This window comes from Microcoleus sp. S1D4 (genome assembly GCF_036700765.1).
Classification (GTDB): domain Bacteria; phylum Cyanobacteriota; class Cyanobacteriia; order Cyanobacteriales; family Microcoleaceae; genus Microcoleus.
On the sequence record NZ_JAUBPP010000004.1, the window covers coordinates 1 to 14431 of the forward strand.

11 protein-coding genes and 1 pseudogene are annotated in these 14431 nt (G+C 45.9%); 9 read left to right on the forward strand and 3 right to left on the reverse strand.

The window, feature by feature from the left end:
• From QT998_RS05605 to QT998_RS05620, 4 genes and pseudogenes are all read left to right on the forward strand, one after another.
• Window positions 1–441: pseudogene (locus tag QT998_RS05605) on the forward strand (photosystem II D2 protein (photosystem q(a) protein)); the annotation flags it as partial.
• 156 nt (window positions 442–597) lie between these two features.
• Window positions 598–1977: a photosystem II reaction center protein CP43 gene (gene psbC / locus QT998_RS05610; protein ID WP_333117793.1), complete on the forward strand. Its 1380-nt coding sequence runs from the start codon at window positions 598–600 to the stop codon at window positions 1975–1977.
• A gap of 126 nt (window positions 1978–2103) precedes the next feature.
• Entirely contained in the window at window positions 2104–2274 is a 171-nt protein-coding gene (locus QT998_RS05615) for a hypothetical protein (RefSeq protein WP_333117794.1), read from the forward strand.
• A gap of 248 nt (window positions 2275–2522) precedes the next feature.
• Entirely contained in the window at window positions 2523–6338 is a 3816-nt protein-coding gene (locus QT998_RS05620; protein WP_333117795.1) for a GAF domain-containing protein, read from the forward strand.
• A 759-nt stretch (window positions 6339–7097) separates the two neighbouring features.
• Here QT998_RS05620 and QT998_RS05625 read toward each other — a convergent pair.
• The gene (locus QT998_RS05625; RefSeq protein WP_333117797.1) at window positions 7098–7844 is read right to left on the reverse strand and encodes a uracil-DNA glycosylase family protein; all 747 of its coding nucleotides are present in this window, start codon (window positions 7842–7844) and stop codon (window positions 7098–7100) included.
• Between the two features lie 420 nt (window positions 7845–8264).
• Here QT998_RS05625 and QT998_RS05630 point away from each other — a divergent pair, with 420 nt between their 5' ends.
• From QT998_RS05630 to folP, 4 genes are all read left to right on the forward strand, one after another.
• Window positions 8265–8450 (forward strand): PCP reductase family protein, encoded by a 186-nt coding sequence (locus QT998_RS05630; protein WP_194010183.1) that lies wholly within the window; start codon window positions 8265–8267, stop codon window positions 8448–8450.
• Between the two features lie 68 nt (window positions 8451–8518).
• Window positions 8519–9244 (forward strand): triose-phosphate isomerase, encoded by a 726-nt coding sequence (tpiA, locus tag QT998_RS05635; protein WP_194010184.1) that lies wholly within the window; start codon window positions 8519–8521, stop codon window positions 9242–9244.
• A 269-nt stretch (window positions 9245–9513) separates the two neighbouring features.
• Window positions 9514–10074, forward strand: a complete 561-nt coding sequence (locus tag QT998_RS05640; RefSeq protein WP_194068169.1) for a Uma2 family endonuclease — start codon at window positions 9514–9516, stop codon at window positions 10072–10074.
• A 179-nt stretch (window positions 10075–10253) separates the two neighbouring features.
• Window positions 10254–11123: a dihydropteroate synthase gene (folP, locus tag QT998_RS05645; RefSeq protein ID WP_194068147.1), complete on the forward strand. Its 870-nt coding sequence runs from the start codon at window positions 10254–10256 to the stop codon at window positions 11121–11123.
• Here the strand turns inward: folP and QT998_RS05650 are convergent.
• Complete coding sequence (locus tag QT998_RS05650; protein ID WP_194068148.1) at window positions 11114–11953, reverse strand: SPFH domain-containing protein; 840 nt, start codon at window positions 11951–11953, stop codon at window positions 11114–11116. The two genes, folP and QT998_RS05650, sit on opposite strands and share 10 nt — an antisense overlap.
• A 159-nt stretch (window positions 11954–12112) precedes the next feature.
• Here QT998_RS05650 and QT998_RS05655 point away from each other — a divergent pair, with 159 nt between their 5' ends.
• Window positions 12113–12919 (forward strand): tetratricopeptide repeat protein, encoded by an 807-nt coding sequence (locus tag QT998_RS05655; RefSeq protein ID WP_333217949.1) that lies wholly within the window; start codon window positions 12113–12115, stop codon window positions 12917–12919.
• A 340-nt stretch (window positions 12920–13259) separates the two neighbouring features.
• Here the strand turns inward: QT998_RS05655 and aroB are convergent, their stop codons facing one another.
• Window positions 13260–14354 carry a 3-dehydroquinate synthase gene (aroB, locus tag QT998_RS05660; RefSeq protein WP_333117800.1) on the reverse strand — a complete coding sequence of 365 codons (1095 nt, stop codon included), beginning with the start codon at window positions 14352–14354 and terminating at the stop codon, window positions 13260–13262.
• Between the last annotated feature and the right edge of the window lie 77 nt (window positions 14355–14431).

Consider the following 14431-nt stretch of genomic DNA (forward strand, 5'->3'; position numbering starts at 1 on the left):
GGCGCGCTGCTGTGCGCTATCCACGGTGCAACTGTAGAAAACACCTTGTTTGAAGATGGCGAAGGTGCAAACACCTTCCGCGCCTTCAACCCAACTCAGTCAGAAGAAACCTACTCGATGGTGACAGCTAACCGCTTCTGGAGCCAAATCTTCGGAATTGCCTTCTCCAACAAGCGTTGGTTGCACTTCTTCATGCTGTTCGTACCTGTCACAGGCTTGTGGATGAGCTCCATTGGCATCGTTGGTTTAGCATTAAACCTGCGCGCCTATGACTTCGTTTCTCAAGAATTGCGCGCGGCTGAAGATCCTGAGTTTGAAACGTTCTACACTAAGAACATTCTGCTTAATGAAGGTATTCGTGCTTGGATGGCTCCGATCGACCAACCTCACGAAAACTTCATGTTCCCAGAAGAAGTTCTTCCTCGCGGTAACGCACTTTAAAAAAATCAGGATTTGGATTTCAGATTAATTTAAGTTTTTTAAATTCTAATTGGAAATCCAAATACCTGTGCCTCGGGCGATCGCGGGTTCACCGCGATCGCCCGAGGCACAAAAAACCCAAAATCCCAAAACTAACATCGTTGGAGGTTCTACCGCGTGGTAACGCTCTCTAATTCCTATGTAAGCGGTCGCGACCAAGAATCCTCTGGGTTCGCTTGGTGGTCTGGCAACGCTCGTTTAATCAATCTCTCCGGCAAACTCTTGGGCGCACACGTCGCTCACGCTGGTTTGATCGTGTTCTGGGCCGGAGCAATGACTTTGTTTGAAGTCGCTCACTTTATCCCAGAAAAGCCCATGTACGAACAGGGGTTAATTTTGATGCCCCACGTCGCTACTTTGGGTTGGGGCGTCGGCCCCGGCGGTGAAGTCATTGATATCTTCCCGTTCTTCGTAGTCGGCGTTCTTCACTTGATTTCATCTGCTGTTCTCGGTTTGGGCGGCATTTATCACGCCGTTCGCGGCCCGGAAGTTCTCGAAGAATATTCTTCATTCTTCGGCTACGACTGGAAAGACAAAAACCAGATGACCAACATCATCGGTTATCACCTGATTTTATTGGGTGGCGGCTGCTTGCTGCTGGTTGCTAAAGCCATGTTCTTCGGCGGTGTCTACGACACTTGGGCTCCGGGCGGCGGCGACGTGCGTATTATCACGAACCCCACTCTGAATCCTGCCGTGATTTTTGGCTATTTGACTCGTTCTCCTTTTGGTGGCGAAGGCTGGATTGTCAGCGTCAACAACATGGAAGACATCATCGGCGGTCACATCTGGCTCGGCTTGATTTGTATCGGTGGAGGTGTTTGGCACATTTTGACCAAGCCTTTCGGCTGGGCTCGCCGTGCCTTAATCTGGTCTGGTGAAGCTTACCTGTCTTACAGCTTGGGCGCTTTGTCCCTGATGGGTTTCATCGCCGCCTGCTTTGTCTGGTTCAACAACACTGCTTACCCTAGCGAATTTTACGGCCCGACGGGCCCGGAAGCTTCTCAAGCACAAGCTTTGACCTTCCTGATCCGCGACCAACGCTTGGGTGCTAACGTCGGCTCTGCACAAGGCCCTACCGGTCTGGGTAAGTACCTGATGCGCTCTCCTACTGGCGAAATCATTTTCGGCGGTGAAACGATGCGTTTCTGGGATTTCCAAGGCCCTTGGTTGGAACCCCTGCGCGGTACTAACGGTTTGGACTTGAACAAAATCAAAAACGATATTCAGCCTTGGCAAGCTCGCCGCGCTGCTGAATACATGACTCACGCTCCTTTGGGTTCTTTGAACTCTGTGGGTGGCGTGGCAACTGAAGTTAACTCGTTTAACTTCACGTCTCCTCGTTCTTGGTTGTCCTGTTTCCACTTTGTGATGGGTTTCTTCTTCTTGGTCGGCCACTTGTGGCACGCGGGTCGCGCTCGCGCTGCTGTTGCTGGTTTTGAGAGAGGTATCGATCGCGAAAATGAAGCTGTGATGTCTATGCCTAACTTGGACTAATCGATCGAGCTTACGCTGATTTGATGGTCTAGTCAAAAAAAAGCTCCTGCGGTTAAGCAGGAGCTTTTTTTTGAGTAAATATAGCAGAAGGAAATTCGGCAACGAGCAATGTACGGGATGTAACGGATGGATGGATGGAACCAGAAAGAACCAATAGACTGCATGGCTTTGGGCCATCAAGAACGTCCTAACTGTCAGGACGCTACATCGCATAAAAATTGGCGTTACGGTCGATCGACCGTTTTATCAATAATTCTGCAAGTCTTGACACTTGACATTTTTCATGCTTTCGGGTAAAGAGCTTGCAAGGCCGGGTCTACAAAGTTTATATTTAATTAAGGTACAAAAGTTTTAATCGCACAAAATTGAAAAAAGTCATCAGAAGTTGCTGTTTGAAGGCAGCTCGCTAGCGGTACAAAACAAATCGACGATTGTTCTCAGGATATTCATATTTTTGATTAAATAACTGTGCTTGACAATTTTTTAAACACGCACAAAACTTTTGAGCCGCTTACTCTTATTGCTGGGAAAGCAAAAAATTAATAATGGACTCATTAAAAATCGAAAATGTCCAGGTAAGTTACGATCGAGCAAATTTACTCGATCGCATTGCCAACCGCATTCGCCACTCTCTAGAACTGCCAGAAATTCTCGGTGCCACAGCAGCAGAAGTTCAATCCTTCTTGGGAACAGACAGAGTTAAAATCTACAAATTTCATAGCGACGGCAGCGGTGAAGTGATTGCCGAATCAATCAATGACAACCGCTTGCCATCGCTATTGGGGCTGCATTTTCCCGCAGACGATATTCCCTCTCACGCCCGCCAACTGTTCGCGCAACTACAAGTGCGATCGATCGCCGATATCGATTCCGGGCTGCTCGGCCAAAGTCCCCGCCGCGACGCGGTTTCCGGTCAACTGCTGCCCGACGGAGTGCGCTTTCGGGCGATCGACCCCTGCCACGCCGAATACTTGAGCGCACTCGGCGTCAAAGCTTCCTTGGCAGTACCAATTTTTCACGGCGCAGAATTCTGGGGGTTGTTGGTATCTCACCACTCCGAATCCCGGAGTATCGCAGAAGAGGAACTGCAAGGCGTTCAGATGGTGGCAGATCAGCTCGGCGTAGCCATAGCCCAATCAACCCTCCTCGCCCTCGCCCAAGCCAAAGCTCAGCGGGAAGCTGCCGTCAACCGCGTCACCGCAGCCCTGCACTCACACCCCGCGATGGAACTGCAAGCAGCTTTGGCAGAATGTGTAGCTGCACTAGCCGGAGCCGGCGGCAGGCTGTGCATTTTCGACAGCAAAATCACCAGTTTAGAGCCCGACTCGAACAATTCCACTCCCACACTCAAAGTCTACACTTGTGGCTCCGGGCCGAGGATGCAAATTTCGGCAAAATACCAGCAGGTAGAGCAATACAGCGTCTGGCACGAATATTTTAAATCCGGCGAGCAACAAGTTTGGGCAATTCCCGACTTGTACAAAATTAGCACTTTGAGAAGCCTGCAACCTGCATTTCGATCGACCAAAATTCGTAGCATTTTAATCGTACCGCTCAGAACCAGCCAGCAAATATTCGGTTACTTGAGCATTTTTCGAGAACAATTTGACACCGAAACTCTCTGGGCCGGACAGTTGGATGCCGACGGGCGGCTCGCCCAATCTCGGATATCTTTTGAAATATGGAAAGAGTCAAAAACCGCCCAAGTTCGCAAATGGAATGCTGAAGAACTTGAATTAGTAAAAACTTTTGGCAGAAGTTTTTCTCAGGCGATTAACCACTCACAGCTTCACCAACAAATAGATGAACTTAATGTTAATTTAGAAAATCAAGTTCAAGAGCGCACGGATCAACTGCACCAGTTGACCCAACAGCAGCGAGTGCTGTTTGAAGTTGTGGCAAAAATGCGGGAATCCCTAGACTTGAACAGGATTTTTAACACGATGTCCCAGGAAGTGCGGCGGGCTTTAAATGCCGATCGCGTTGGGGTTTACCGCTTCGATCCTGCATCGGAATTTAAGGATGGCGAATTTGTTGCCGAAGATGTTTTGCCAGATTTTCTGTCAGCAATGGCAGTCAAAGTACACGATCATTGCTTTGGAGAAAGATACGCCCTGCTCTACTCTCGGGGGCGAGTTCACGCACTACCCGACATCACACAGGTCGGACTCCCAGATTGTTTTCGGCAAATATTAGCTCAATTTCAGGTGAAAGCTACTTTAGTTGCACCAGTAATGAAAGGCAACGACCTTTGGGGGTTGCTGTGCGTACACCAGTGTTCGGCTCCCCGCAACTGGGAATCTTCGGAAATTCAGTTTGTCACCCAAATTTCCGCTCAGCTCAGCATCGCCCTAGAACAAGCAGATTTGCTCGCTCAAACTCAGCAGCAAGCAGTTGATTTGCAGCGGGCAGCCGAGCAGGAGCGGATACTATTTGAGGTGGTTACTAAGATTCGACAATCCCTCGATTTAGATAAAATTTTTTGCACGACAACGACAGAACTGCGGCGGATTTTAACTGCAGATAGAGTTGGAATTTATCGCTTCGACCCTGATTTAAATTTCAATGAAGGCGAATTTATTGCCGAAGCTGTTTTGCCAGCTTTTGATTCAGCAATCAATGTGAAAGTTTACGATCGTTTCTTTAGCGAAAAGTATGCAGAAAAATACAGTCAGGGACAAATTCAAGTGCTGCCAGACATCGAAACTGCGGGACTCTCAGACTGCCACACTGCTCTTTTAGCTCAATTTCAAATTAAGGCGCAAATAATTATGCCAATGATGAATGGCAGCGCACTTTGGGGTTTGCTGTGCGTGCACCAATGCGACAGCCCGCGCAATTGGAATACTTCGGAAATCCAATTTGTGACGCAAGTTGGAGCTCAGTTGAGCGTTGCATTAGAACAAGCAGATTTGCTCGCTCAAACGCGGCAGCAAACGATCGACCTCCAGAGGACATCTGAGCAACAGCGGATACTGTTTGAAGTTGTGACAAAGATTCGAGAATCTCTCGATATGAACCTGATTTTTCAGACGGCAACCCAAGAACTTTGTCAGTTTATGCAAGTCGATAGAATGGCTGTCTATCACTTTAATCCTGATTGGGGCGGCGAATATGTTGCTGAGTTTGTCAAGGATGGCTGGAAAAAATTGGTAGGGGAAGATATCAATACAGTTTGGGAAGATACTTATTTGCAGCAACACCGAGGCGGCAGGTATCGCAATAATCAAACTCTAGCCGTTGACGATATCTATCAAGCTTGTCACTCGGAATGTGTCGTCGGTATTTTAGAGCAATTTCAGGTGAAGGCTTATGCGATCGCCCCAATTTTTTTGGGACAGGAACTTTGGGGCTTGCTGGCAGCTTATCAACATTCTGGGCCGCGCTACTGGGAAAGTTCAGAAGTTAAATTTTTAGCTCAAGTTGGCAATCAGTTAGGTGTAGCTATCCAACAAGCCGATTTGCTGGATCAAACGAGACTACAATCCGCACAAATTGCTCAAAATTTAAAGGATTTACAGCAAACTCAAGCTCAATTGATTCAGACTGAAAAAATGTCGGGTTTGGGGCAACTGGTGGCAGGCATTGCTCACGAAATTAACAATCCCGTTAATTTTATTTACGGAAATCTCAATCACGCCAGTGATTATACTGAAAATTTGCTGACTTTGCTGGAACTTTACCAGCAGCAATATCCAGATTCTAGTTCTGAAATTGCTGAATTGACCGAAGAAATTGACTTGGAATTTCTGCTGGAAGATTTGCCTAAATTGCTATTGTCGATGAAGGTGGGAGCAGATCGCATCCGTCAAATTGTTCTGTCTTTGAGAAATTTCTCTCGGCTGGACGAAAGTCAAATGAAGGCGGTTGATATTCACGAAGGCATTGACAGCACGCTGTTAATTTTGCAGCACAGGTTGAAGTCTAATCCCGACAGTGCACATATTGTGCTAGTTAAAGAGTACGGCATTTTGCCTCTGGTTGAGTGTTATGCGGGACAGTTAAATCAGGTGTTTATGAATGTCATCGGAAATGCGATCGATGCTTTGGAGTCGGAAAAGTTGCTTTCTGGTAAATCTGTGACTCCTCAAATTAAAATCTCTAGTGCTGTGGGTCAACTTAATGGCAATGTTCCTAGTGCGGTGATTCTGATTTCTGACAACGGCCCGGGAATTTCGGAATCTATGATACAACGCATATTTGACCCTTTTTTCACCACTAAGTCGGTGGGAAAAGGTACTGGATTGGGACTGTCAATTAGTTACCAAATTGTGGTAGAGAAACACGGCGGTGTTTTTAAGTGTAGTTCTCAATTGGGCAAAGGTACTGAGTTTGTAATCGAGATTCCGATTAGTCAATAGTCAATAGTCAATAGTCAATAGTCATTAGTTGTTAGTCATTAGTTGTTAGTCATTAGTTGTTAGTTGTTATTGGTTAGTTGTTATTGGTTAGTTGTTATTGGTTAGTTGTTATTGGTTAGTTGTTATTGGTAATTAGAACGAACAACTAATAATTAACAAATAACCACTGACCACTAAAAACAGTCAACAGTCAACAGTCAACAGTCAACAGTCAGCAGTCAACAGTCAACAGTCAACAGTCATTAGTCATCAGTCATCAGTCATTAGTCATTAGTCATCAGTCATTAGTGTTGTCCTCCCCGAGTTATTGTAGGGTGCGTCAGGGGGCTGAATGTTTTCGTCGCCTACTCAAGGATTCGGGCCCCCTGACGCACCCTACGGTTAGCTAACAGTCCCCTGGCCGCATTATGCAATACGAGGTTGAAGATGTGGGGGATGCGGAAGCATTTGAGGAAGAGTGTGCGGCGTTACCAGATTTTTCAGCAATGTTTGAATCACTTTGAAGAGTTGGTGATATAATAAAAAACCTTCAGCTTAAAGCCGAAGGTTGTCATCAGGGTGCATCTACTTGTTCTATATTCATTGGGGATTGAGTTGGATCAGGAAGAAGTGAGGGTATTGTGGCAAAGATTGCTTAACGAGTAATATCAATAGGTTTAGCGATCGCTGTTTTCTACAGCATTACTTCACCGATAGACTTGCGACGCTTGGTGTAGATGGGCTTGTGCGACTGCCCGTGTCTCTCCCTATGATTTGATGCTATCGCAAAGAAGCACGTAGACTTTCAAGTTCATCATCTTGTAAACACCTAAGAAAAGAGCGATACCTGCGCGCATTTGGATGTGGAAGAAAAGCAAAAAATCTTTCATAGTCCCCGATTTTAATGGACTCGGATATCGAAGCTGTTGAGGAAATATTGAATTGACTTTGGATCGCTTGGCGCGCCGGAGCTCCTAGAACCACAATGACTTTTGCTCTTGATAGTTCTAAAGTCCTCAATAAATAGGCTTTTACGCATTGATCCTGAGCTTGTTCTACGCCAATTTCAGAATGAGATTTGCAATGTACTATTTCGGTGAGAGCATAATCAATTCCTGGATTAACATCCCGTTGCAATAATTCAATCGCACGTTTACGGACTGCTGCCCAAAACTTAACAGCACGACTATATGTCCCATCCTTCATCAAGGATTGTTTACCATTGATAATCCAATCCTTTTGCCCTCCTCCAAAACGATAATTAAAGTAATTGTTTATATCGTTATCTGACCAACACCAAGTGGGGTAGACTTCATCAGAACCAATTGATGGATTTGAACTCAAAAAAAGAATAGGCGCTTCCTCGATCTGCCCACTCCAAGGTTCAGGTAATTGAAACTTGTCTAAATCGAGCGATTTTTGAGAATTAACTATGTCACGGCAGGGATTTTCTGTAGAAGGATATTCGAGACATTTCCGTGCATGAGGGCAGTGAGTAATTTCATATAACAAACTTTTCTCAGACATTATTAAGGAGGTCTCAACTGAGACAGTCTTTCTTATAGTTTAACAGGGAATCTGGCTGTCTAACGGTTGAGACGAGCCGCAGCAGAAACTTCTGATTCTCAAAGATAACCTCTCGGTGGCTCCATCGATTTGTTGTCTTGCTTAACAAGCACATACCGCTCACTCCCCAATCATCGTCTTTGTGGCGGCTATTTCTTTTGGGCAGTTATTGTAGGGTGCGTCAGGGGGCTGAATATTTTCGTCGCCTACTCAAGGATTCGGGCCCCCTGACTACGATTAGCTTTGTTGATGTAGAGTCTCGGTTTTAACCGCCGAGTCAAGCCCAGTTCGATCGCCCGCGCCTGAACATGGTAAATTCAGTCATACAGGCTGTTTTCAAAATAGCAAACTGAGCGCTTGCAATCGATCGACCCATACGCCATGCCAGATTCCGAATTCTCAGACGATTTAAAATGGACGCCCCAAGCCAAGGCTAAGCTGAAAAATATTCCCTATTTTGTCCGGGGACAAGCCCGCGTCCGCATCGAGCAATTGGCCCGCACCGCCGAAACCGATGTAGTCACAGTTGACTTAGTTGAGCAAGCTCGCATCGAGTTTGGGCAATAAGGGATCGAAATGTACCCTAAAGCTTTAGACTATATATTGCGTTGTAAGGACAAGGATTTAAAAAAGTAGTGCGTAAAATTGTTATAGCTGGCAACTGGAAAATGTACAAAACTAGGGCAGAATCCCTAGAGTTTCTTCAAGGATTCATGTCCTGCTTGACGGAAACCCCAGAGGAACGGGAAGTCGTGCTTTGCGTTCCTTTTACAGATTTGAGCGCCCTCTCGAAAAACCTTCACGGTAGCCGCATCAGACTCGGTGCTCAGAATGTTCACTGGGAAGAGTCGGGAGCTTTTACTGGCGAAATTTCCGGGCTAATGTTGGCAGAAATTGGGGTTCGCTACGTCATCGTCGGCCACAGCGAGCGCCGTCAATATTTTGGGGAAACTGACAAAACGGTGAATTTGCGGCTGAAAGCTGCTCAGAAATACGGCTTAATTCCAATTCTCTGCGTGGGAGAGACGAAGCAGCAGCGGGATTTAGGGGAAACAGAAGCTCATATTTTCTCTCAGTTGGCTGAGGATTTGGTTGGTGTTGACCAAAATAACTTAGTAATAGCTTACGAACCGATTTGGGCGATCGGCACTGGCGATACTTGCGAAACCAAGGAAGCTAACCGAGTTATTGGTTTGATTCGCTCTAAATTGACTAATCCTGACGTGCCGATTCAGTACGGCGGCTCTGTTAAAGGTGAGAATATTGATGAAGTTATGGCGATGCCTGAGATTGACGGAGTTTTGGTAGGCGGTGCGAGTTTGGAAGCTGCGAGCTTTGCTCGAATTGTCAATTATAAATAATTAGTATGTGCTAATTGGTAATTGCTAATTGGTGGTTGTACGAGGCGTTTTGATGTTGAGAAATGACAATCTTTGCGAGTTACCCCAAAATCTTCCAGTACCCAGTTGATGATGGGGCAACTAACCACCTTTTGGGCTACCAGCTTCTTTCAATTCCCTTGATGTCAACGGCTGGACTTATTTGAGGACGATCAATAATACGACGTTCGAGCGATCGCCTATAATTGTCATGTGCCTTTGAGTATTTCTCCGATCGAGAGAATTGTTCCATGAATGCGATCGTGCAAGCCAAACCCGCTTTAGAGGAGTTCCTCAAACTTCCTGAAACTGAACCAGCCTCAGAATTTATTGACGGAGAAATCCTTCAAAAACCCATGCCTCAAGGCGAACATAGCATACTTCGAGGCGCACTCTGCGAGACTATCGATCGAGTAGCGCAAACTCGCAAAATTGCTAAGGCTTTTCCCGAATTGCGCTGCACTTTTGGCGGTATGGCGATCGTACCAGATATAGCAGTATTCCGATGGGAAAGAATTCCTTTTTTGCCTTCGGGTAGAATTGCCAACATCTTTGAAATTAATCCAGATTGGTCGATCGAAATTTTATCCCCAAACCAAAGCCAAACAAAAGTTCTTGGTAAATTGCTGCACTCTTCGCGACAGGGTACTGAGTTGGGTTGGTTGCTAGCTCCAGAGGAAGAAAGTATTTTAGCTGTATTTCCCGGACAAAAAGTAGAATTGTACCGAGGTACAGATCGGTTGCCAATTATTAATGGAATTGAGTTAGAATTGACCGTTGATAATGTTTTTAGCTGGTTGAGTTTTGGTTGAAGAATCTTGGACATATCAGACTTTATAAAAACCTCATTTTAAAAAATGGTTCGTAGTGCGGAATGCGAGTCCGCTTTCAGGCTGCGGAATGCGAGTCCGCACTACCAAACGTTTTTGTTATGCTAATCTACCGGACAGGATATCCAACCTAAAATCTCGAATCTAACATCTCACTCGCCATGACACCTAACTCAGCCCAAATTATTATTAGAAATAAAGCTTTCGAGTGGGGAAAACGCACTTATTTAATGGGTGTTTTGAATATTACCCCTGACAGTTTTAGCGATGGTGGCGATTTCTATACCATAGAATCTGCTTTAGCGCAAGCTGAAAATATGGTAAAATCTGGCGTAGATATTATTGATATTGGCGGTCAATCTACGCGGCCCGGTGCAGCAGAAATATCCTCTTCAGAGGAACTCGATCGCGTGATACCTCTCGTACAAATACTGCGACAAAAAACCGATGTTTTTGGGTCAGTTCCGATTTCGGTAGATACTACCAGAGCGCTGGTTGCTCGGGCTGCTGTTGAGGCCGGAGCTGATATTGTCAACGATATTTCGGGAGCAACTTTTGACTCCCAAATGCTGTCAACCGTTGCTCAGTTGAAAGTGCCGATAATTTTGATGCACATTCGGGGAACTCCCCAGACGATGCAAAAACTAACTGACTATCGGGATTTAATTGGGGAAATTGGGGGATTTTTAGAGAGCCGAATTGCGGCAGCAGTTGCTGCGGGAATTGACAAATCTCAGATAATTATCGATCCCGGTATTGGGTTTGCTAAGACTTACAGTCAAAGCTTGGAAATTCTGCAACAGTTGCCAAAATTTAGTTTTTTGGACTGTCCCATTTTAGTGGGAGTATCTCGCAAAAGCTTCATCGGTCAGATTTTGCAGCAGCCGGAAGCTAAACAAAGAATTTGGGGGACAGCGGCGGCTTGTACAGGTGCGATCGCAAATTTGGCAGATATCTTGCGAGTTCACGATGTCAGAGAAATGCACGATGTTTGTCTGGTGGCCGACGCTATCTTCAGAAATCAATCTTGAGCGGTTGATTGGTCGATTAGTTTGAGTTCTCCCCCGTTAGCGTGCGGCTCGATATCCGGCATAGAACCCATCAATTCGTTGAGAGCTTCTGTCATGTTTCTCGGATCCATAAACAAAATTTTGGCGTTGTCGCTTTCGCCTAATTTTTGTTGAGCGTCTAAGTATTTTTCGGTTACTAAGTAATTCAAAACTTGCTTGCTATTGGGATGGGAGTCTAAAGCTTCAACTAAAAGTCTCATATACTCTTTAGTGCCGATCGCCTTATTGACCATTGCTTGCCATTCGCTCTTGGTAGCCCGCTCCAATTCCATAGCTTCTTGCACCCTTTTTGGAGGTGTAATGCTTTGAATTTCTACGCGAATTACTTTAACGCCCCAAGTTTCGGTAGCTTCGTCCAACTTCTTGAGTAACTTTTTATTCATGTCATCTCGGGAACCCAAGATGTCTTGCATGGGTAATCGACCAATTTCGGCGCGAAACGTCGTTAAAACTAAGTTGGCGATCGCATTTTCAATTTGATCGATTCCATAATAAGCTTTCTGCAAATTTACAACCCGCCAATACACAACGGCATCGACTTCAAGGGCCACATTATCTCCCGTGATTGCTGACTGAGGTTTAATATCTAAAACTCGTTCGCGGGTTGTGTCCACGCAGACTACTTTTTCGACCAAAGGACTGATAAAGTGGAATCCGGGCTGGAGGGTTCGCTTGTATTGACCCAAACGTTCGACTAAAGCTTGATCCCCGCCGCTGATTATTTTGACGCTTGAGTTAAGAGTGTAGCCGAGGATGAGCGTAACGAGCATGGTGAGAATAGACGGCCCCATTTCTACTTTCCTGCTAAGGTTGACTGAGAATCGATCGGAAATATAATCTAATTTAACTCAAAATCAGCCGCACAGTGCTAAAATATCACGACTGTTAATAAGTTCTAACAGTTACTCGTATTGCCTCCGACTTAATGTGCCGGACTTAACGTACCCGATTTGACCGCAGGATATCAAAAACACATTTCCACCAAAATGAAAAACGATCGAGAGTTTCGCTTGTTCAAACCTTTAAAGTGGATCGCCCCAAGCATTTTGGCGGGTGCAGGAATCTGCCACATTGCAGTAGCCCAACCGGTACAAGCTGAACCAATCGCCCTGCAACTCTCGCAAAACTTGCAGTCGCAGAACTCGCAGCCACCGCGCCGGGGGCCTGCCGTGCGCGAAGTTATATCCTACGAAATGAAGGGAGACGAACTCAGGATTTGCAAGCAGGAAGGCAATTCCGAGAAAAAGTGCCAAGTTGTAGGTAAAGGCTACACGGTGGGTTTGAGAACTGCCAACGACCTCTACGGTCAAGGAAATCTGGTCAATGCCGAAGTTTTGTACCGACAAATAATCGCTCGCTATCCGAAACAAGCTGATACTTATTATAAGCTGGGAAATCTGCTTTCCGGGCAAGGTAAAATGAGCGATGCGATCGTCCAATTCCAAAAAGCAGTTGAAGTCAACCCGCAGCACGCCAAAGCTTACAACGATTTAGGCGTGGCGATGGCAAGTCAAGGGCAGTTGCCAGAGGCAATTTTGCAGTGGAGACAAGCAGTTAAAATTAACGATCGATATCCCGATGCTTTAAACAATTTAGGAGTCGGTTTGTACCAGCAAGGAGACAAGGAAAAGCAAGCCGAAGCAGTAGCCAGTCTCAAAAAAGCTAAGGAGTTATTTATCAAGCAGGGCAGAACTCAAGCGGCTACTAAAGTCGATCGAATTTTGGAAGAAATGAATTCGCAGTCGAGCGGTTCCTAAAACCGTACCTTGTCCGATCTACCTGGAATTAACCCGGTTCGACAGTTCTGAATGTAAGTTTTGTGACTCTGAAAACTTGGATTCAAAACTGTCGAACCAATCTTAATTATGCTCGTCGGCTGATTGAATGTGCGATCGATCTTGAGGTTTCTCCGACTTAAGTAACTACACAAAATTAATTACATAAAAACTCCTTGCTAGGTAAGGCTTTCACGTGAAATATTGTGTAATTAATTTTGCAGGACTACTTATTCAGCCCGCCCTAACTACTAACGACTAACGACTAACTACTAACTACTAACTAATGACTAATGACTAATGACTACTGACTAATGACTTCTTAAAGCATTTCCCTCAAAACTTGTAAAATTACATCTCCGTCCACCCGATCGCTCACAGCAGCCTCGCCCAAACGCACCGGCAGCACAAACCGCACCTTACCATCCTGCACCTTCTTATCCAGTTGCAAAGTATTCAAAATCTCCTCAACATCCACACCAGCAGGCAACTTGGCAGGTAAACCCGCTTTTTCAATCAAAGCAGACTGGCGGCGATCGCACTCAGCGTCCCACATACCCAACTCCACAGCCAACCGGCTAGACGCAGCCATACCAATTGCCACACCTTCCCCGTGATTGATGACCTTGTAATTCGTCAAACTTTCCACAGCATGACCGATCGTGTGACCGTAATTCAAAATCGCCCGCAAACCAGATTCCTTCTCGTCCTTGCTTACCACATCAGCCTTAGCTTGACAAGACCTGCTCAAAATTTCCGCCAACAAATCCGCCTTCACATAGCGCATTTGATCCAAACGCTTGCAATTCTCCAACTTCGCGAAAAGTTCCGCATCCCAAATCACCCCGTACTTAATCACTTCCGCCATCGCCGAACGAAACTCCCGCGCCGGCAGAGTTTTGAGCACATCCGGGTCAATCAAAACCAAACGCGGCTGGTGAAAAGCCCCGATTAAATTCTTCCCCAAAGGATGATTTACCCCCGTTTTCCCGCCAATAGAAGCATCAACCATCGCCAGCAGCGAAGTCGGAACCTGCACGACATTAATTCCCCGCAGCCAAGTCGCCGCCGCAAAACCCGTCATATCGCCCACAACCCCGCCGCCCAAAGCGACCATTGTCGAGGAACGTTCTAAGCGGTTTTCCAAAGCCGCACCGTAAATTTTCTGTACCGAATTTAAAGTTTTGTACTGTTCTCCCGGTGGTAAGATGCAGCTACTAACTTCCAGACCTGCAGATTCGAGGGCCGCTGTTGCTCTTTCCCCGTAGTGCCGAAAAATCGACTGATTCGAGACCAGCAGCACTTTTTTACCCAAATTTATCTCGCCCATCCGACTGCCGAGTTCGTCTAAACCGCCCGATCGCACGCAAACATTGTAAGATTGCGGCCCCAAGTCAACTTTTATCACTGAGTGCATATTTATTGATTTTAGATATTAGATTATAGATTATAGTTCTTAGTGTATGTCTTCTTATTGATTGTTTGGGAGAAATT

Excerpts from the sequence above, each read along its gene's own strand:
- QT998_RS05615 (WP_333117794.1), top strand. The coding sequence starts at position 2,104 with ATGGATGGATGGAACCAGAAAGAACCAATAGACTGCATGGCTTTGGGC.
- QT998_RS05620 (WP_333117795.1), top strand. The coding sequence starts at position 2,523 with ATGGACTCATTAAAAATCGAAAATGTCCAGGTAAGTTACGATCGAGCA.
- QT998_RS05625 (WP_333117797.1), bottom strand. The coding sequence starts at position 7,844 with ATGTCTGAGAAAAGTTTGTTATATGAAATTACTCACTGCCCTCATGCA.
- QT998_RS05630 (WP_194010183.1), top strand. The coding sequence starts at position 8,265 with ATGCCAGATTCCGAATTCTCAGACGATTTAAAATGGACGCCCCAAGCC.
- QT998_RS05640 (WP_194068169.1), top strand. The coding sequence starts at position 9,514 with ATGAATGCGATCGTGCAAGCCAAACCCGCTTTAGAGGAGTTCCTCAAA.
- folP (WP_194068147.1), top strand. The coding sequence starts at position 10,254 with ATGACACCTAACTCAGCCCAAATTATTATTAGAAATAAAGCTTTCGAG.
- QT998_RS05650 (WP_194068148.1), bottom strand. The coding sequence starts at position 11,953 with ATGGGGCCGTCTATTCTCACCATGCTCGTTACGCTCATCCTCGGCTAC.
- aroB (WP_333117800.1), bottom strand. The coding sequence starts at position 14,354 with ATGCACTCAGTGATAAAAGTTGACTTGGGGCCGCAATCTTACAATGTT.